The organism is Actinomyces oris (assembly GCF_001937445.1).
Classification (GTDB): Bacteria; Actinomycetota; Actinomycetes; order Actinomycetales; family Actinomycetaceae; genus Actinomyces; species Actinomyces acetigenes.
Genome location: NZ_MSKS01000025.1, coordinates 36184 through 54932 on the forward strand (window position 1 = coordinate 36184; position 18749 = coordinate 54932).

The 18749-nt window shown below is 64.6% G+C and carries 15 protein-coding genes; 7 read left to right on the top strand and 8 right to left on the bottom strand.

Features of this window, described 5'->3' with window-relative positions:
• Positions 1-11 precede the first annotated feature (11 nt).
• From BKH20_RS07910 to BKH20_RS14060, 6 genes are all read left to right on the top strand, one after another.
• Positions 12-2174: an MFS transporter gene (locus tag BKH20_RS07910; protein WP_075390600.1), complete on the top strand. Its 2163-nt coding sequence runs from the start codon at positions 12-14 to the stop codon at positions 2172-2174.
• Positions 2175-2572: 398 nt separating this feature from the next.
• Positions 2573-3268: a hypothetical protein gene (locus BKH20_RS13760; protein ID WP_256693096.1), complete on the top strand. Its 696-nt coding sequence runs from the start codon at positions 2573-2575 to the stop codon at positions 3266-3268.
• A gap of 70 nt (positions 3269-3338) precedes the next feature.
• The gene (locus BKH20_RS07920) at positions 3339-5546 is read left to right on the top strand and encodes a hypothetical protein (RefSeq protein ID WP_075390601.1); all 2208 of its coding nucleotides are present in this window, start codon (positions 3339-3341) and stop codon (positions 5544-5546) included.
• 180 nt (positions 5547-5726) lie between these two features.
• The gene (locus BKH20_RS07925; protein WP_075390602.1) at positions 5727-6752 is read left to right on the top strand and encodes a hypothetical protein; all 1026 of its coding nucleotides are present in this window, start codon (positions 5727-5729) and stop codon (positions 6750-6752) included.
• Between the two features lie 165 nt (positions 6753-6917).
• Positions 6918-9113: a hypothetical protein gene (locus tag BKH20_RS14055; protein ID WP_143224967.1), complete on the top strand. Its 2196-nt coding sequence runs from the start codon at positions 6918-6920 to the stop codon at positions 9111-9113.
• A 2-nt stretch (positions 9114-9115) separates the two neighbouring features.
• Positions 9116-10318, top strand: a complete 1203-nt coding sequence (locus BKH20_RS14060; RefSeq protein ID WP_143224968.1) for a hypothetical protein — start codon at positions 9116-9118, stop codon at positions 10316-10318.
• Positions 10319-10420: 102 nt separating this feature from the next.
• On the opposite strand, the gene BKH20_RS07935 is transcribed toward BKH20_RS14060, so the two are convergent.
• The 5 genes from BKH20_RS07935 to BKH20_RS07955 form a co-directional block, all read right to left on the bottom strand.
• Positions 10421-11404 (bottom strand): ribokinase, encoded by a 984-nt coding sequence (locus BKH20_RS07935; RefSeq protein ID WP_075390604.1) that lies wholly within the window; start codon positions 11402-11404, stop codon positions 10421-10423.
• 29 nt (positions 11405-11433) lie between these two features.
• The gene (locus BKH20_RS07940) at positions 11434-12426 is read right to left on the bottom strand and encodes a LacI family DNA-binding transcriptional regulator (RefSeq protein WP_075390605.1); all 993 of its coding nucleotides are present in this window, start codon (positions 12424-12426) and stop codon (positions 11434-11436) included.
• Positions 12427-12478: 52 nt separating this feature from the next.
• Positions 12479-13930, bottom strand: coding sequence for an MFS transporter (locus tag BKH20_RS07945; protein WP_075390606.1), 1452 nt, complete (start codon positions 13928-13930; stop codon positions 12479-12481).
• Complete coding sequence (locus BKH20_RS07950; protein WP_075390663.1) at positions 13927-14877, bottom strand: nucleoside hydrolase; 951 nt, start codon at positions 14875-14877, stop codon at positions 13927-13929. The genes BKH20_RS07945 and BKH20_RS07950 overlap by 4 nt, the downstream gene beginning before the upstream one ends.
• A 101-nt stretch (positions 14878-14978) precedes the next feature.
• Complete coding sequence (locus BKH20_RS07955; protein ID WP_075390607.1) at positions 14979-15902, bottom strand: LysR family transcriptional regulator; 924 nt, start codon at positions 15900-15902, stop codon at positions 14979-14981.
• Positions 15903-15984: 82 nt separating this feature from the next.
• On the opposite strand from BKH20_RS07955, the gene BKH20_RS07960 reads away from it, so the two are divergent.
• Entirely contained in the window at positions 15985-17007 is a 1023-nt protein-coding gene (locus BKH20_RS07960) for a threonine ammonia-lyase (protein ID WP_075390608.1), read from the top strand.
• 172 nt (positions 17008-17179) lie between these two features.
• Here the strand turns inward: BKH20_RS07960 and BKH20_RS07965 are convergent, their stop codons facing one another.
• From BKH20_RS07965 to BKH20_RS07975, 3 genes are all read right to left on the bottom strand, one after another.
• The gene (locus BKH20_RS07965; protein ID WP_075390609.1) at positions 17180-17686 is read right to left on the bottom strand and encodes a DUF3995 domain-containing protein; all 507 of its coding nucleotides are present in this window, start codon (positions 17684-17686) and stop codon (positions 17180-17182) included.
• A 188-nt stretch (positions 17687-17874) separates the two neighbouring features.
• Positions 17875-18303, bottom strand: coding sequence for a D-aminoacyl-tRNA deacylase (gene dtd / locus BKH20_RS07970; RefSeq protein ID WP_075255267.1), 429 nt, complete (start codon positions 18301-18303; stop codon positions 17875-17877).
• On the bottom strand, positions 18303-18692 hold the full coding sequence (locus tag BKH20_RS07975) for a DUF2516 family protein (RefSeq protein WP_075390610.1): 390 nt from the start codon (positions 18690-18692) through the stop codon (positions 18303-18305). The genes dtd and BKH20_RS07975 overlap by 1 nt, the downstream gene beginning before the upstream one ends.
• Positions 18693-18749 lie beyond the last annotated feature (57 nt).

The window sequence follows — 18749 nt, forward strand, 5'->3', positions numbered from 1 at the left end:
ACAATAGGACCATGCCCTCAGCGCCCAACACTGACGACAACGGCACCGATCAGCCCGACACCGATCCCGGTACCCAGCTGGGCGCTGCCGACTCCGGCGACGAAACCTCGACGGCGCCGGACACGGGGGAAGCCGAGGACGGCGCCGACCGCGATGCCACTGAGCCCAGCGAGGCCGCAACCGGCACCGGCGCGGCCGATCCCTTCCCACCTCGCGGCACCCTCACCCTGCGTGCCCTGCGCTGGGCCGGACTCCTCGGCGCCGTCGTGCTCGGAGCGACTGCGCTGCTGCTGAGCCGAGAGCTCACGGAGGCCAGCAGCGCCATTCCGGACAAGGCCTCCACACTGATGTGGTGCATGTTCTTCGGAGGGCTACTGGTTTGGCCGTTCTTCAACTTCAGGGAGAAGAAGGGCCCTATCCTGACAACGATCGTAACCACGGTCATGGCGGCTCTGGGCATGACAACGTCAGCATCTCTGACTCTGGCGTGGTGGGACACCTATCAGGAGACCGGATTCTCCGTCCTGTTCCTCCTGGCCCTGGCTGGAGTGACGCTTTCAGCCGCGCTCTTCCTGAGCGCAGGCACACTGTTGCACTACCTGCGCATGCGCACCACCCAGGCAGGTATCGGGGATCCCAATGACCCGAGCCGCTGGCGCCGCCTTCATATCAAGACCGGAGAGAAGACCGACAAGGGGCTCCCCCGTTACGAGCGCGTTCGGGTACCTCGCCGTATCCGTGCCTACTTCGCGGCCCTCATCATTGCGCCTGCACTGACGCTCGGTTCCGCCATCGCTGGAACATGGGCGCTCATCAACCCGGTCCACCATGTCATCGCCAAGGCCCCCGCCGACGCCTCACTGGAGCCACCCGCCTCGCTGGCGCCGAAGGCTTCCTGGAGCAAGGAGATCTCCTCCACCAAACTCACCACCGTTGCAGGCGCCGGCGGCCCCATCCTCCTGACCGACGAGGGCATCATGGCACTCAACCCCAAGGACGGCAGCCTCCTGTGGAGCTACGAGCGCAAGCACATGACGTACGCCCCCGCCGGCTGGAACTCAAGCCGAGGCGAGCTGGTCACCAGCCCTGACGGCAAGTACGTGGCCGCCCGGGTCCAGCTGCCCACATTCGTCGCATCTCCTCAAGCCACCACCCTGGTCTTCGACGCTCTGACCGGCAGGCTCGTCTTCGAGCGTCAAGGTGCCGGCGGCCATCTTCAGCTGACCGACTCCGCAGTCCTCGACGGCGACACCGCTTTCTCACTGACCGACGGGTCCCAGATGTGGTCTCTCCCGGAGAGCGCCGACGCCCCCTATTCCGGTCCGGCCGGGCACTCCTCCTTCATCCTGAGGCTGTCTGAAGACCGCTCCACCAAGGAAGCCTCCTCCAACTCAATGATGTCGGCAGTAAACATCACGGTCTGCCCACAGAACGCCCCTAGCTCCAAGGTTGCGGTTCAGCATGTTCTGTCAGAACCTCCTTTTGGATCAAACCATACCGATTACCTACTCAGTGTCTTCATCAACGGGTGGGTAGCCCGCTACACCGACAAGGTCGATTCCTCGGGTAACCCTGTGGCTGAGGCGATCAGTCTGGACGCACTGGCCAAGGTCGACGGTGCCGACACCACGACCTTTCCCTTAGGAGCAACCTCGGGGATCAACGCAGAGGCATCACGCGTCTCGGGAAGCATGGTCACCTATCCTGTCATTAGTCGAGACGCGAACATCCTCTACCCCGCAGAGGGTTCACGAGCCGCGACAGTCTTCGATCCCTCCACCCGCACAGTCACCCCGGCATCACAGGATCGGAGCCTCGCAGCCGCTCGAACCGGCATCGTTGAGGTACCGGCCGACGACGGCTCCACCTCCGCCGCACTCGTCATTCGGCCCGGCGACGGCTCATCGGGAACGACCATTCCCATCACACCCGGTTCCACATATCAGCCATCCCAGAGGCTGACCGACACCGAGAACGCTCCAGCCCAGCCTCTCATCCCCCGGGACGTCAGCTCCACGAGCCGCTCAAAGGCTATCAGGGCACCTGGCGCCGTCATCGCCATCCTCAACGCAACCGATAAGTTGCGCACCAGCTGTGGTGTCGATTCAGGTGGCAACGATCAAACCTGCCGCAGCACCTATCGGATATTCGGAATCGTTGGAGGACAGAAATGAGAGCCGCACATCCTCTAAGTTCCCACGCCTTCTCCACGCTCCGGCGACTGACGGCACTCACCGCAGTCATGACGCTCACGCCTACCATGGTTTCGTGCAGCATTGGGGAGAGTAACGGCGATCCAGTCATCTCCTCCCTCACCGCACGGAAGGCAGATGCTACCGTGCCGCGGAATTCGAAGAACGACATGGACAACGAACCATTGTCATCGGCCGTTGGCACCGTCAGCATGATCACATCAGACGAGAACGGAAAGAAAGGTGCCGTCTCCGGCGACATGACAACGACCGTGGTGAGTCGAGAGCGTTCCACTAATAATTTCCAGTGGGCGGTTTCTATCAAACCCGCAGTCGCTAACCAGGAGAGAACCGAATACGCGGACAACACCCAAAGTGCGATGAGCGAGAACATGGACCTTTCGTCGACGGGGAGCGCCGTCGTCAGTCCTGACGGACGGTACCTGTCACTGATCCTTCTTCCCGCCGAGCAGCAGTCGGGAGAGACGGCAGCTGACCAACGCACACATATCGTCGTCCTTGACACCACAACCGGCAAGAAGGTTCGGAACGCCACGGTCTCCGGGGTCATCCTGGGGCAGGCGCTCACCAACAGCGCCCTGGCCGTGGAGACCGCGCAGAACTATTTCCCGGCCGGCTCCGGGAAGGGAACCATCACCACCTTCTCCCTGACAGACACCAGCGCTCAGCCCTCCTCCTTCCCCACCGATAAGTGGCTGGTGGGCGCCACCCGGGAAGATCTCATGCTCGCCCCCAATCTTCTCCCGGACTTTTGCCCCAGTAGATGTTGGCTCACGACCGTCTCCCTGATGAACACTGGTGGGACCACGACCGGGAGCGTCTCCGGAGTGACTGCCGTCCACCCCGGCGGATGGATCCACCGGGCCGCAGACCCGAAGTCAGATGAGCAGCAACTCGTCAATCCCAGTACCAAACGGACGATCGACATCACGGGAAAGAACGTCTCCGAACGCGGCGTACCAACTGGCCTCGGACTCGTCATCACCCAGGTGGTCCGCACCGGGAAGAGCTCGGTAGACCACAAGCCGGTCTTCTGGGCTCAGCTCGACCGATGACGGCCACCCGCACACCGAGAACCTCGAGCAGTTCGAGAACCACTGACATCACCACGATCCACGCACCATCATGGAATCCACGTCTTCTCAGCCCACCTCGTCCTCAGCCTCCGAAGCCGACGAGACCGCCAGTGCCGACGCCGAGGTATCTCCGGCGCCCCTCGATCACGACGATGCCGTGCTCAGCAATCACCCACGCCTGCTGGCTTACATGCGCGCTCTGCTCACCGGCAGCGTCATCGCACTGATCGTGGCAGTCGTCCTGTTCTTCGCCTGGAGCAGCGGCATCAAAGGCGTGGGTCGGGTAGCGGTCGCTCAGTCATGGAAACGGTGCGCACCGCTGCTGGTGCTGTGGATCATCGGCGCATCCGTATGGCCCACGCCTTACTACCGTACCGCCGGGAAGAGCAGGCTCCTGACCGGTGTCATCACCGCCCTCAAGCTCCTGCCCGTGGCCGCGGTCGCGGCATGCACCGTCTACGCCTGCCTTCCGGTCCTGCAACTGTGGCGGGAGACGTCCGCCACCTTCGGCGTCCGTCTTGGCGAGATCCTGGCTTTCACCATGGGCATCGCCGCATGCGGGTTGATCGCGATGGCGCATATCGGGCTCTGGGCGGCTCGCTCGGTCGTCCTCCCTACCGAGGAGCCGCCCAGCGGCGATCCGGCTCCCGAGGACCTGGATCTCTGGCTCAGCCACACTCGGGACGCCGGCCTATGGCAGAGATGCCTCCGAGCCCTGCGAGGACACCCCTTTCGACACCTCAGCACGGCTACCCTCGCGCTCCTGCCCGCAATTGCCTTGGTGACAGGCTTCGGTATCCCCTACCTCACGGTGAAGAGCACATATGCCGACACCCCCACTGTCATACAGACCACCGCATCTGCTATCGATGATGCCCACCTCCCCGCCTATCCCACATCTTTCGGAGCGCAGAAGACGTGGATGAAGGATGTTGACGGCTTCCTCGACATCGCCGGCGGCGCCGCGGGGCCCGTTCTCCTCACCAAGGACACGATCACCGGGATCGACCCCGCTGACGGATCGGCGCGCTGGCAGTACCGCCGTGCCGGCGCTGAGTTCCGCAGCTGGCGACTTGAGACGGATCCCGTCGCGTCAGGGGACATGGGACTCATCACCAGTCCGAACGGGCGATACGTGGCAGTCGTTGCCACAGATCCGAAGATCTACTCGTCCATGAGCCCAGAATGGCGTGAACTCGATGGCACGTCGCCGGTTACGACGCTGGTGCTCGACGCCGTCACCGGGAAGATTGTTGTGGAGCATCCCCGTCAGACCGAGGACCACGAAGACACATTTCAACTCAGCGATTCAGCTCTTCTTGACGGTACCGTCGCCTACTCCCTGACTGACGGCTCACGGATGTGGGACCTCAAGGACATCCACCTCTACAAAGATACTGTACCGAATCCCGTCGCCGCCTACGCGGGCACGGCAGGACACGCGAGCTTCATTTATGGATACGATAGCGGTAGCGACTCTCTCATAGTTCTACCTCAGGCTGACCCCTCCCAGCCCAGGAAGGTTACCGGAGCCCTTCACGAGCAGGAATTCGGCGAGATCATCTCCGCCAGAGGGTGGATCGGCGTCTACGACGATCGCACCCCAACACAGCAACATGAGAACGACGAACTGAAGGCACGACCAGCCCACGCCATCAGCCTGGACGCCCTCAGCGAGGCGCCCGGTGCGGACACTCGTGCCTTCGACTTGGGCACAACGCTGGGCATCAACGCCCCAGCATCCCTCTCCACCGGCACCGTCTCAGTCTTCCCGGCGACGACGCCGGACGGACACTCCGTCGGGATCAGGAGCCTTGAGGAGTCTTCAACATGGAAAGGATCCAGCAGTATCGGAACGGTCTTCAATCCTGCCACCATGACGGTGGCACCGCTCAACCAGTCTCCACACTACGTCGCGGCAGTGGGAATCACGGCAACGAACCTTGAAAACGGCGCACCTGCCATAAAGACAACAGAAGGAAGTACCGCCGTTATCACCACAGGCGATGGCCGCATCACGATCAAAACGGGAGACAACAGCATCATTCCGCTTACAGAGATTGAGCCAGGATCAACTTACTACCCGCTAAAGTCAGGAGAATATAACTCCACCATGGAGGACACTGCCGTCAGCCGGGACGATTATCACCACATCTCCTCAATGAGTACTCCCGGAGCCACTCTCACCATCGTCAACAATACCCCTACTCTCCCCATAGCATCACAGTCTTTCCGAATCTACGGGTTCCCCGGGTAGGTTGACGTGAAATCTAAGATCCCACACAGCATGGCGTTCATAAGAAATCGAAGCACAGCGTTCATGGTGGCGCTTCCACTGCTGCTGTCACTCACGGTGACCGCCTGCCACTCCAATTCACGTGCGTCATCTTCGAACACGGCGCCACCCATGTCACCAACGTCTCTCACAGCGGAACAGATGAAGGACTGCCAAGACGAGGCGCATACCTGGACAAGCAGTCCTGGGTCACACAACCCCTCCTACCTTCCCGCGCAGGGAGCGGACATCTGCGTCATCCAGTCATTCAACGCCAAGAACCAGGAATCGACACTCATTGCACGATACGAGGCCTCTGACAAAGAGCCCGTGTGGGCGATGTCCCTGACGCCGAGGATTGCAGCCTACAGACGTCACGACAACGGCATGGATGTTCAGTCAGCGCAGGAGCTGGCCCGAGACGTCCTCAACTCCCGTACCGCAGGCTATGCAACCGTGAGCCCGAACGGGAAGTACCTCTCCCTGGTGCTGCGTCCACCGGAAGTTGCCGACGACAGCCCCCGCCCCGCTCGGCAGACACCTGTCGTCCCTGCCGAGCAGCGGACGACCGTTGTCGTTCTTGACGCAGTTTCCGGGAAGCCGGTGCGCACGGTGGAGGTCTCCGGGCTGGTCCTGGGCCAGGCCCTCACCAGCGACTCCCTCGCCGTCGAGACAGCTGACGCCTACCATCCCGCGGGGAAAGGCAAGGGGCGTATCAGCGTCTTCTCACTGACGGACACAACGTCATCTCCGACGTCTTTCAACACAAGCCTGTGGCTCGCAGGCTCCGGAAAGAGCTCTCTTCTCCTGTCCTCGCAGCCTGCCCACTCCCACGACAGCGCGACGACCTCCACGGTGACGCAGGTTGATCTTCACGGCAAGCACCTGGCCTCCTTCACCAACTCCAGCGAGATCCTTCTCGGCGGGTGGATCAGACGGTGCACCTATCTTCCCGATGAGGGTCGAATTCACTGGGAGGTCGTCGACACCAACTCTGGCACGGTCTACAACGAGGACACCGATAGCGCCGTGGCGCGACGCGTCCCCACTGGTCCGGGGCTCCTCGTCAGCCAAGGTGTCGTCAACGACAAGGGATACCGGGAGTCAGGCACACCACGCTTCTGGCTCAGCGCCGCCGACGACGGACACCCCCACACCGAGAACCTCGAGCAGTTCAAGAACAACTGAGACGAGCGCCAGGACGCCCCAACGGTGACACTAGGAGCAACCGAAGCGACGTGAGATCGCCTCCTGGGGCACGGTGGCTCCGATCTGTACGGGGGGGGGAGAACTATCCCCAGCGTTCTGTCTCGTTCGGCCTCCCCATCACGATCCGGTCACCACAATAGAGACATGCCTCCTACGCCCGACGCCGACATCGACGACTACGGCACCGATCCCAGCACCCGGCCGGACGCAGCCGACTCCAGCGACGAGACTTCGACGGCGCCGGACACAGGAGAGGCCGAGGGCCATCCCGGCCGCAACACCACTGAGGCCAACCAGGAGGCAACCGACGCCGCCGACAGCGAGGGCAAGACCGAAGGCACGAGCGAGGGCGAGCCCTTCCCACCGCGCGGCGTCCTCGCCCTGCGCGCCCTGCGCTGGGGCGGAGTGTTAGCGATGTTGGTCTCCACGGCCGCCATCTACCTGCTGTGGCCTGAGGGAGCTCGGCTCGCCTGGGACCCTCGCACCCCCGTCGGCAGCCTCGGAACCACCGCCTACCTAATTGGTCTCGCAGTCGTCACCACATTCGGATGGCTCCTGAGTCCACAACAGTCACGTCACCCTGGGCGGCGGCTTGGCATATCTGCAGCACTCATCCTCATCGGCGGATTAATGGCAACCGCCATCACGGCTAGCAAGTGGTGGCACGACTACCAGGTCACCGGTTTTTCTCAACCCACCCTGAACATCATTCCATGTATTCCTGCATCAATCACCATCGCCCTGCTGGCAAACTCAATCCTCCACTACACACAAAACTATGTTCCCCGAAATCCGATCATCAAATGCGACCTCACCTACTGGGGGCGCCTCCACGAGCCAACAACCGATAGTCAAGCAGGAGACGAGAAGAAGAAAAGAAAAACTGCAGCGATCAGCATCAGCTCTAGACAGCGCACAACCTACCTCAGCATCGCCATCCTGCCGACACTGCTGTTCGCCGGCCTTACAGCAGTCCCCACCTTTCATCGGACGGAATCACACACGACAGCAAAATCTGGCAGCATTGAAACTCCCTCGATGCCAACATCGCTCAACAGTGAAGCCGCCTGGAGTGCAGAGTTCGTCAACATCATGGACATTGTCGGAGGAGTTGGAGGACCCATTGTTCTGAGCGCAGACGGAATCACCTCCCTCAATCCTTCCGACGGCACGACCCGTTGGTCGTACCGACACCCAGGAGCCCACTACTTAGCCGACGACATACGGGACAAGAAAGGAAGACTGGTTGTCAGCCCGGACCGGAAGTATGTCGCCGCAAGAATGGAGACAAGCGCCATTCTGGACTACCCCGATGATGGCATCTTATCCAGAACAGTAGTGTTCGATGCCCTCACTGGCGACATCATCCTGGAGGCAACCAACTCCGGTGGCGCACTTCAATTGACAGACTCCACCCTCCTTGACGGGAATACGGCCTACTCACTACACAGCAAATCAAAACTATGGACGCCCTCATCTCATGACGGAGAAGATTCAAGGGCAGCGCCCACATACTGGGGTTCAGCCGGACATCATACTTTTATCCTCAGCGTCTCTTACGATGAGTACTCCGGGGACCACTACGTCCCTCACGCGACTTTGACAGTTGCCCGCGATACAGATCCGAGCGTCACGTCCGAAGTTACTGAAGTCGTAGTCGACCCCGTCTACAGCAGACATTATATTCCTATAATCGGCGGATGGATAGCCAGATACAACACCGAGTCCATGAACTCAAATGGCGGGGCATCCGCCGAGGCAATCTCCTTGGATTCAGCCGCACATGAATCAGAGCCCCACACAGCCATTCCCCTCGGAGTGACCTCAGGACTAAACTCCTACGCGTCAATTGCCTCGGGATGCATCGTCACCTACCCGCCCTCTGACGCCACCTCATCCGATGATTTCGAAGTGTCGATCAACAAAGAAGGAGCGGCAAGAGTTTCCTCCATCTTTGCCCCCTCCACACAGACAGTATCAACTCCTGCCCACCACTCCGGGATTGCCGGAGCACGAATCGGGTTCACATCAGTATTCCACGAGGGTACACATATGGCTGCGATCACCATCCAGCCCGGAGATGGGAGCCCAGAGACTAGTATCCCACTCTCTCCGAACACCACCTACTTACCCCCATCCTCCTACGTAGACGGCCTTAAATACAGCCCTCACGAAATGATCACCGAAGATTACCAGCCCGCCGACAGGATTGTCATGAACACCCCGGGGGCCACTATTGTCGCACTCAATGTCACCGACAGAACTGACGAGGCGTCCTACCTTGACCCCAAACCAACTCAAGGAAGCACGTTCCGCATCTTCGGGGTGACAGGGAAATGAGTATGGAAAAACAGGAAAGTACAGCATCTTCTGTTCTTCTCAATCGCCGGCACCTCATTCAAATCACTGCCGCAGCGTCACTGGTCGCGCTCTCATTAACTCCTTACCCGTCCGACACTCAGTACGCTCCTGAAGCTCCTCGAGTCACGGTAACCGACCTTGACTTGAAAAAACTTCGACACGATGACCTCCAAATTCGACACAACTACAGATTCAGTGAGTTCGAGCTGCGAACAGCCTTCGGAGGAATCAACACCTTCTCCTACCAGCACAACAACGGCAGCATAGGTGACACATCCACGTTGACCGTCATCAGTTACGACCCGAAGACTAAGAATCCTCAATGGGCGAAGTCACTGAGGGCGTTCCAGCACTCAACACCTTCACGTACATACAGTACAGCTTACTTGACGGACCCAGAGAACCAGATGGATTCTCGTACTTCTGGAACACTGATTTCCAGCCCTGACGGACGGCATGTATCAGTACTTCTTCACGTCACCGCGTTCTATAAAAGCAATGCGAACTACCCTGACATCACTATATACAGTCGAAGCACTCACGTCGTCGTTCTTGACGCCAGAACGGGTGACGTGGTTCGCCAGGAGAAGTTGCCCGACCTGGTCCTCGGACAAGCGCTAACGAACAACGCCCTCGCTGTAGAGACAGCCCAGGATTTCTTTCCCGGCGGCTCCGGTCGAGGTAAACTTCATGTTTTCTCACTGGAGAAGAAATCTGATCCAGCCGCCGAGATCCCCGTCGATCAGTGGCTGGTCGGCGCCAGCAGGACAACACTACTGCTGTCTTCAGAAACAGCACTCCAAGGGCGCGTCTCAGAATTTCCAGACACCACCACGGTCACACAGCTAGACATCCATGGCCATGTAGTGAATACAATCCCCAACGTCAGGGAGATTGTGTTCGGAGGGTGGATACGAACAGTGCCCACCTCTTCGAATGAATCAGAACATGATGCCGAGGCTAGCGAGAAGTCCAATCTTCTGCACGTCGACACTGGCGCAAAAGTGGACGTGTCCGGAAAGTTAGCCTGGATCTCGGACACACCCACAGGCACTGGAGTATTCGTTCAGGACGAGGTACATACTGATGACGGCAAGACCGAGTACGTTCCTGTCTTCTGGCTCAGCTCGACCGATGACGGCCACCCGCACACCGAGAACCTCGAGCAGTTCAAGGACGAATGAGCTAGGCCCGGCGGCCCGGCGGGGCAGTCTCCTGCCACCGCTTCCCCGAAGCTCGTCAACACTCTGCGGCCGCCGCGAGTCACCTCACTCGTCGAGCCGCGCTTATCCGAAGTGCTGCTCGACTGCGGCGATGTCCCCGTAGGAGGCCTGCGCCCCCACGGAGGTCGTCGCGAAGGCGGAGACGGCCGAGGCCGCACCTGCCGCCTCCTTGAGCCCGGCGCCTGCGGCGAGCGCCGCCAGCAGCGTGCCCAGGAAGGAGTCACCGGCACCGGTGGTATCCACGACATCAGCCGGGAAAGGATCGACCGGGGTGATCTCTTCCCCCTCGATCACCATCGACCCGCGGCCCCCCAGAGTCACCACCGCGGACGGGATCCCCATGGCGGCCAGCCTTCTTGCGCAATCGCCCCAGTCCGTGGCATCATCGGCCCGCTCGCACGCCGGCTCGGCCGCAGCATCGCTCGCACCCGGCTTCAGCATGTCGGCGAGCTCATGCTCATTGACGACCAGGACATTAATGGCCTCCAGGAGCCCGGCGGACAGCACCGGGTGGAACGGAGAGTTGTTGAAGACCACGCAGGTGCCGGCGTCGTGCGCAATGCGGGCCGCGGCCTCCACCGCATCGGGGCTGACCTCCATGCACAGCCCCAGCACGCGAGCCTTACCGATAACATCCTGGTGCCGCTGCGCCGTCGAGACATCCACCCTCCCGTTCGCACCGGGAGACACCACGATGGTGTTGTCCCCCGCGGAGTCCACGGTGATGATGGCGGTGCCGGTGGCCACGTCCTCGCGCTGGACCGCGGAGGTGTCCACACCTGCGCGCTGGAGGGACTCGATGAGCAGGTCGCCGTGACCGTCCGCACCGATAGCCCCGATCATCCTCACGTGAGCGCCGAGAAGACCGGCCTGAACCGCCTGGTTCGCGGACTTGCCTCCCGGCAGGATCACCAGGTCCTCCCCGCTGATCGTCTCACCGGGCTTGGGAAAGCGCTCCGTTCGGACCGTCAGGTCAGCATTGAGGGACCCGAAGACGGCGACCTCGCCGGATACGTCACCCAGAACGGCTCGCACACACGTACGCATCAGATATCTCCCTTTCATGTGGCATCGATTCACGGACGGGGACCGCGGGTGGACTCACGCAGGCTGAGCGACGCTTCGTGAACCACCTGCTGGACAGCCCCATCGGGGTTCTCAATCCGCTGCAGCAGCAGCCGAACCGTCTCGGCCGCCATGCGTGGAATGTCATTCGATATGGATGTCAGTGCCGGACTCATCAGATCAAACCACGGAAGATCATCGAATGTGGCCACTCCGACGTCGGCGCCGACTCCGACTCCCAGCCGCTTCATCGCACGCAGCGCACCGAGTGTGATGACGTTGCCTCCGCAGATGAGGACATCCGGCCGGCAGTCGGCGAAGAGGCGCTCCGCACGCTCCTGAGCCTGCGAGGCGTCATGTGCCGAGGACAGTACCGGGAAACCTGACCATCCGGCAGCCTCCAGCTCCTCGGAGACCACCCGAGCGCGTCCGGCGCCCGTACTGGTGGCGTCCGGCCCTGAGATCACGGCCGGACGCTGGTAGCCCGCGTCGCGCAGGTGCCCGGCCAGCTCGCGTACTGCCCCTCGGGGATCCACCAGGACCGAGTCGATGCCAGCCCCGGGCAGGAGCCGGTCCACGGCGACAGTCGGGGTCTGCGCCACCAGCTCCTGCAACCCGCTCGTGGGAGGCCCCACCGGCACCAGGATCATGCCGTCGACCCGCTGCTCGAGCATCGACAGCGCCACCCGCTCCTGGGCCGCCGGGTCCTCCTGACCATTGGCGATCATCAACAGCAGCCCCAGGCGATTCGCCTGCGTCTCCACGTGGTGGGCCAGCTCAGCGAAGAAGGGATTGTCGATGGCTCCGACGACAAGGCTGATCGTCCCCGAGCGGCCGGTCCGCAGGGAGGCGGCATGCGCATCCCTGCGGTACCCCAGCCGCTCAGCGGCCTGACGGACGCGCTCCTTGGTCGCCTCAGGGATACCGGGCACGTCGCTCAGGGCCCTGGAGACGGTCGACACCGCCACTCCCAGCTCGCGAGCAATATCCCTCTGAGTAACCATCGTCTCCCACCTCGTGGCGAGTCCTAGCGGCGACCGTGGCCGCTCCAGGCTCTCAGCTCCCCGCGGGCCCGGCCGGTGCCTCGCCGTCGGCCGCCGCCCGGGGGATCAGCAGCGAAGCGAGGAACGCCAGCGCAAGCAGCACCACACCGGCGATGATCGTGGCCACGTAGGCTCCTCGTCCCACGTCTCCCGCAGCGGTCTTCACCGCGTACAGGATCGCGAAGGAGATCCCGGCGCCCAGGTTGAAGGCCCCGGCGTTGAGGCCAGGAAGGTAGCCGGGGTTGTCCTTCGGGGAGAGCTCGATGCCGAGCCCGTTGAGCATGATGTTGCCCATGCCCGCATAGGTGACGCCGACGAGGATCGAGATGACCAGCAGCAGCCACGGCTGCGGAGTCGCCACCCCGAGGAGGAGAAGACCGAGCCCCGCCACCGTGCCGATGAGGCCGATCCGAAGGACCCGGTGGTACCCCATGCGGCCGGCGAGAGTGCCCGCGACCGGCCCCATGACCAGTCCCGCCAGGGCGTAGGGCGTCAGCGTCCAGAACGAGACGACGTCGGCCCCCAGTGCGGCACCGAAGTCCGCATCCTGCCCGAGGGCGGGAACGATGCCGTTCATGATGGCGAAGACCCCGGTCATCGTCAGCATGGTGGTGAGCAGAAGCGCCCAGGTGGAGCGCGACCTCAGGTAGGTGGTGGTCACCAGCGGGTGGCGGCTCGCCGACTCCTGGCGCCAGAAGGCGACGAAGGCCACGCCGGCAACCACCAGGAGACCCAGGACGAGCAGCCAGTTGGCCTGGGCGAGCTTGCCGGCCTGGTCGATCGCGATGAGGGCCGAGCCGACCGCCACCACCAGGAGGCTGGTGCCCAGCCAGTCCATCGGCGTCGGGTTGTCGATCCGGGACTCGTCGGTGAGCAGGGCGACGGCGAGGGCCGCGGCGACGGCGGCCGCTGTCATCACCCAGAACACCGAGGCGAAGCCGTAGCGTCCGGCGAGGAACCCGCCGGCCAGGGCGTCGATCCCGGCGATGCCACCGTTGACGGCGGTGACGACTCCCAGCAGCGTCCCATACCGCTTCGGATCCGGCACGGCCTGCTTGAGAATGATGAGGCACAGCGGCACCGTCGGCCCCGCCACGCCCTGGACGATGCGGCCGGCGAAGAGCAGCGCGACCGAGCCAAGCACTCCCGACAGCGCCGAGATCACGCAGCCCACGGCGGTCAGGACCATCATCCAGGTCAGCAGCCTGCGCCGGCCGATCATGTCCCCCAGGCGGGGCAGGAAGAGCGCGAAGAGCGCCGCCGCCGTGAAGAAGGCCGTCTGTGACGTCGCGATGACGGTCCCGGTGGTCTTGAGCTCCTTCTCCATGGTCACCAGCGCCGGGCTCAGCATGGAGGCGTTGAGCTGGAAGGCGAAGCAGGCGACCAGGAGGGCCGTCATGACGGCGCCGACGGACTTCTTCGCCGCCGCCCCGGAGGCCCTGGCCTCAGCCGTTGCCAGGCTCATGCGTCGACCACCTTCTGGATCCGGTCGATCGCGTCAACCACGAGGCCCCAGAACCGTGGGGCGTCCAGGCGCGTGGCGACCTTGGTGTGGCAGTCCCCGGGAGCCGGCGCCCGGAAGTCCGCGACCGTCATGCCGGTCGTCAGCGAGCCGTTGAGCTCGACGTCGAGAGGAACCTTGACGGTCTCGACGATCGTGGGGTCGATGAGGTAGGCGAGCGTGCACGGGTCGTGAACCGGTGGGAACTCGAAGCCCTGAGCGTCCTGGTAGGCCTTGCGGAAGAAGGTGAACAGGCCGAGCGTGAACTGCGAGACGCTGCCGGGGACCGCCGCGATGCGCTCGGCCACCTCGTCCGTCGCCAAGGCCTGGTGGGTCAGGTCGAGCCCCACCATGACGATCGGCCACTTCTCATTGAAGACGATGTGGGCCGCCTCGGGATCGACCTTGATGTTGAACTCGGCCACCGGCGACCAGTTCCCCACGTGGTAGCCCCCACCCATGAGGACAACCTCCTGGACGCGCTCGACGATACGGGGCTCCTTGCGGGCAGCCATGGCGATATTCGTCAGCGGGCCGGTGGGGACGAGGGTCACCGTGCCCGGCTCGTTGCTCATGATCGTCTCAATGATGAGATCCACTCCGTGGCGCGGATCGAGCTCCACGGCGGGCTCCGGCAGCTCGACGCCGTCCAGGCCGCTGTCGCCGTGCACGTCCGGAGCGATCTCGACGGGGCGGACCAGGGGGAGCCGGCAGCCGGCGGCGATGGGGACGTCGTGCATGCCCACGACCGTGGCCACGCTGAGCGCGTTGCGAGTCACCTTGTCCAGGGTCTGGTTCCCACCCACGGTGGTGACACCGAGCAGCTCGATCGAGGGATTGCCCCAGGCGAGCATCATGGCGACCGCATCATCGTGCCCCGGGTCGCAGTCGAGCAGAATCTTTCGTTGCATCATTGCCTTCCTTCACCGCTGAGCGCCTCGCTGCGCAAACGATTGCGTGACTCGACTTTAACACTGTGACCCACGTCAATCAATGCTTGGCACCGTCATGCTCAGGAGGGCGAGTCAGGCGTCGCTGCCGTGCCCTTGACCGCGGGTCGGCGCAGGCTCGTGCGGCGAGCCGCTGTCCGGCAGGCCTCCACCAGGACGTCGATGGCCAGCGGCCGGGGCTGCTCGGCACGCGTGACCACCTCGACGCGCCGCTGCTCGCGGGCAAGCGGCCGCACCTGGACCCCCTCGTGCCGGTAGGCGCTCAACGCCATCCCGGGCAGCAGGGCCGCCCCCACCCCGGCGGCGACGAGCGCCTGCACGGCCACGTAGTCGTCGGAGGCGTAGGCGGTCTCGGGCGTGAAGCCGTTGGCCCGCCCCACAGCGAGGAGCTCCTCGCGGCAGCGCGCGCAGCCGGTCACCCACCGGCACTGGGCACCGTCGGCGATGCGCGTGATGCCGCCGGGGTGGGTGACGAGGTAGAGGACGTCGTCGAGCAGGTGCTCGGCCTGAAGGCCCTGGCCGGCGTCGTCGTCGACGTAGGAGAAGGACAGGGCCGCGTCCACCCGCCCGCGCCGCAGCGCGTCGAGGGCCTCGGGCGGCTCGGCGTCGACGAGCTCGACCTCCAGGCCCGGGTACTGCCGGCCGACGACGTCGAGCACCCCCGGCACCAGGGAGGCCACGGCGGAGGGGAAGGCGGCCAGGCGCACGCGCCCCGTCTCCGCGCGGGCCATGGAGACGACCTCACGCTCGGTACGCTCCAGCAGGTCGAGGACCTCCTGGCCCCGCACCGCCAGCGCCCGCCCCTCCTCGGTGAGCCGCACGCCGCGCCCGGCCCGCGTCAGCAGGACTGCGCCGGTCGCGCGAGACAGGGCGGCGAGCTGGTGGGAGACGGTGGACTGGCTGAACCCCAGGGAATCGGCGGCGGCCGAGACGGTGCCGAGGCGGGAGAGCTCCACGAGGGCCCGCAGCTGCTGCACATCGATCACACCACCAAGTATGTCCTGTATCGATGGGTATTCGTCAAAAGATTCATTGGACCGATACTCCGACTGTCCGCATCATGAAACCATGACCGTCACCGACACCCTGCCCCAGGCTCCCGCCGCCACCCAGTCCGGCCTCGACTTCGACGCCGTCCTGCGCACCTACGAGGCCGTCTCACGGGTTCTGCCCGAGACTCCCGCCTGGTCCTACCCGCTGCTCAACGCCGCGGCCGGGGTGGAGGTCACGGTCAAGCACGAGAATGTCCAGCCCACCGGCGCCTTCAAGGTCCGTGGCGGGGTTGCGCTCATGGCGGCGCTCAGCCCCGAGGAGCGGATCCGCGGCATCGTGACCGCCTCCACCGGCAACCACGCCCAGTCCCTGGCCTGGGCGGGTGTGCGCAGCGACGTGCCCGTCACCGTCGTCGTGCCGATCAGTGCCCCGGCCCGCAAGGTGGCCGCGGTGCGCGCCCTGGGTGCCCGCGTCGTCGTCGAGGGTGACACGATGTGCGACGCTCTCGCTCACGCCGACGTCCTCTCCCTGAGCGAGGGGATGCGCATGGTCTCCCCCGGCGACGAGCCGGCGATCGTGCTCGGGCACGCCACCGTCTACCTCGAGCTCTTCCGCCGCCACCGCGACCTGCGCACCGTCTACGCCCCGGTCGGCTCGGGCTCCGGAGCCGCCGGCGCCTGCCTCGTACGCGATGTCCTGGCGCCCGGCTGCTGGGTCATCGGCGTCCAGTCCAGCGCCGCCCCGGCCGCGCACCGTGCCTGGAAGACCGGCAAGCCGGCCACCGTCCACAGCCGCACCCGCGTGGCCGGCCTGGCCGTCGGGGCGAGCTTCGCCCTCACCCAGTCCGTGCTGGGGCGCAGCCTCGACGACTTCATCCTGGTCGACGACGACGACATCCAGCGCGCTGTCGGCCTCATGTGCACCCACGCCCACACCCTGGCCGAGGGTGCTGGCGCGGCGAGCCTGGCCGGGCTCATGGCCGACCCCGCCCGCCGCGGCCCCTGCGCGATCGTCTGCACCGGCGGCAACGCCGACGACGACGAGCTCGCCGGCATCGGCCGCTCCGCCGTCGCCGACGACGTGGCCCTCACCTGCTGAACCGGGCCGCTACCCATCGGAAGGTTTGGGGAACACTCCCCGTTGAGCCGAGGCGGCAGCCCGGGTGACACTCAAGTGAGGGCCGGGAAGCGCAGTCGGGGGCGCATACCCGGCCCTCTTCTCTTGCCTCGGCGGCGCCGACCGGCCCGACCGGGGCGTGCCGCCACGGGAGTCAGCGCCCAGCAGTGCCCACGTGCCCGGCAGGACCGGTCGCCACGGGCCGGCTCCAGCGCAGGTAGCCGACCGTCGCGGCCAGCACCAGGATCCCGCCCACCCAGAAGTGAGGCATCCACAGAACCAGCCGCCACCAACCGTAGCTGGAGAGCGGCTCTCCGGACATGATCGTCGGGATCGCCTGCGCCGAGCCGACCATCCCGTAGGCCATGAGCAAGGCTCCAGAGACCCACCCGAAGGCCAGGCGCATCCAGCGCGGCACCCTGATGACGTCCGGGCGCAGAAGGGCGAAGCCGAAGACGACGAACCCCAGCTTCACCAATCCGGAGACGAGGACGACCACAACGAACCAGGTGGGCCGCTCCTGAGCGAGCCGCAGCCCCTCACCCTGAAGGACCGTGTCGACCAGCCATGGGGAGCCCAGCGCCCAGGACACGCTGATGCAGCCGAAGACGGCCCACCACAGCATCATGGCGACCACCACCGCCCGCGAGCGCCCCGTCATCTCAGCGCCTTCTGAACATCGCATCGGCCACGGTACTGCATCGTCGTCGCCTCCTTCGGCCTAGGTCCTGTTGCCTATGTCCGGGGCAGGCCGGTTCTCGCCGACGTCGCGGTCGTACCTTGGGGCGCGCGCTCGAGGGGTAGAGGGTACGAACACGCGGTCACCTCACCCCAGTTTCGCAACAGGCCCTACTCGGCCTCGATGAGGATCGTCACCGGGCCGTCGGCCTCCATGTCGATCTTCATGTCGGCGCCGAAGCGGCCGGTGGCCACCTCCAGGCCGCGCCCGCGCAGGTCCTCGGCCACGGCCTCCACCAGGGGCTCGGCCACCTCGCCGGGGGCCGCCTTGTTCCAGGTGGGGCGCCGGCCCTTGCGGGTGTCAGCGTACAGGGTGAACTGGGAGACGACGAGCACGGGCGCCCCGGCGTCGGTCACCGAGAGCTCGCCCTCCAGGAGCCGCAGGTCCGCGATCTTGCGGGCCACGGTGGCCACCTGGGTGGGGCCGTCGTCGTGCGTGGCGCCCACGAGGACCATGAGGCCGGGCCGGGTGATCTCGCCGACCACCTCGCCGTCGACCCGCACCGCCGCCCGGTTGACCCGCTGAATCACCGCGCGCATCAGCGACGAGCGCTCCTGCCGCGCCCGCCATGCCCCGGCCGGCGCTGGGAGGCCCGCCCTGGAATACGGATCGAGGAGCGCACCCGCACCGGCGCCAGCGCCTGCAGCGCCGGGCGCACATCCGCCAGGTAGACGGCACTGGCCACCACGCCCAGCAGGCCCAACATCGAGGCGGCCCCGAGCAGGCCGACAACCGCCGTGCCCACCGCGTTGACCACGTTCCAGAATCGCTTGGTGCTCTTGCCTGCTGCCGCGTAGTACTCCGCCGGCCGCATCAGGGAGTCGACCAGCGCCCAGATCCCCATGACGAGGGAGACGACCTGGGCGGCGATCCAGCTCCACCTGACCGCCTCGGCGAGAAAGAATGACACAGCATTGAGGACGCTCACGCGCCCAGGCTACCGGTCGCCGGTCACCGAGCCCAGACAGGCGGCCACGCCCAGCGA

What these genes read in the sequence shown, in the direction of transcription:
- BKH20_RS07910 (WP_075390600.1), top strand. Translation starts at nt 12, where the DNA reads ATGCCCTCAGCGCCCAACACTGACGACAACGGCACCGATCAGCCCGAC.
- BKH20_RS13760 (WP_256693096.1), top strand. Translation starts at nt 2,573, where the DNA reads ATGAGCGAGAACATGGACCTTTCGTCGACGGGGAGCGCCGTCGTCAGT.
- BKH20_RS07920 (WP_075390601.1), top strand. Translation starts at nt 3,339, where the DNA reads ATGGAATCCACGTCTTCTCAGCCCACCTCGTCCTCAGCCTCCGAAGCC.
- BKH20_RS07925 (WP_075390602.1), top strand. Translation starts at nt 5,727, where the DNA reads ATGAAGGACTGCCAAGACGAGGCGCATACCTGGACAAGCAGTCCTGGG.
- BKH20_RS14055 (WP_143224967.1), top strand. Translation starts at nt 6,918, where the DNA reads ATGCCTCCTACGCCCGACGCCGACATCGACGACTACGGCACCGATCCC.
- BKH20_RS14060 (WP_143224968.1), top strand. Translation starts at nt 9,116, where the DNA reads ATGGAAAAACAGGAAAGTACAGCATCTTCTGTTCTTCTCAATCGCCGG.
- BKH20_RS07935 (WP_075390604.1), bottom strand. Translation starts at nt 11,404, where the DNA reads ATGCGTACGTGTGTGCGAGCCGTTCTGGGTGACGTATCCGGCGAGGTC.
- BKH20_RS07940 (WP_075390605.1), bottom strand. Translation starts at nt 12,426, where the DNA reads ATGGTTACTCAGAGGGATATTGCTCGCGAGCTGGGAGTGGCGGTGTCG.
- BKH20_RS07945 (WP_075390606.1), bottom strand. Translation starts at nt 13,930, where the DNA reads ATGAGCCTGGCAACGGCTGAGGCCAGGGCCTCCGGGGCGGCGGCGAAG.
- BKH20_RS07950 (WP_075390663.1), bottom strand. Translation starts at nt 14,877, where the DNA reads ATGCAACGAAAGATTCTGCTCGACTGCGACCCGGGGCACGATGATGCG.
- BKH20_RS07960 (WP_075390608.1), top strand. Translation starts at nt 15,985, where the DNA reads ATGACCGTCACCGACACCCTGCCCCAGGCTCCCGCCGCCACCCAGTCC.
- BKH20_RS07965 (WP_075390609.1), bottom strand. Translation starts at nt 17,686, where the DNA reads ATGACGGGGCGCTCGCGGGCGGTGGTGGTCGCCATGATGCTGTGGTGG.
- dtd (WP_075255267.1), bottom strand. Translation starts at nt 18,303, where the DNA reads ATGCGCGCGGTGATTCAGCGGGTCAACCGGGCGGCGGTGCGGGTCGAC.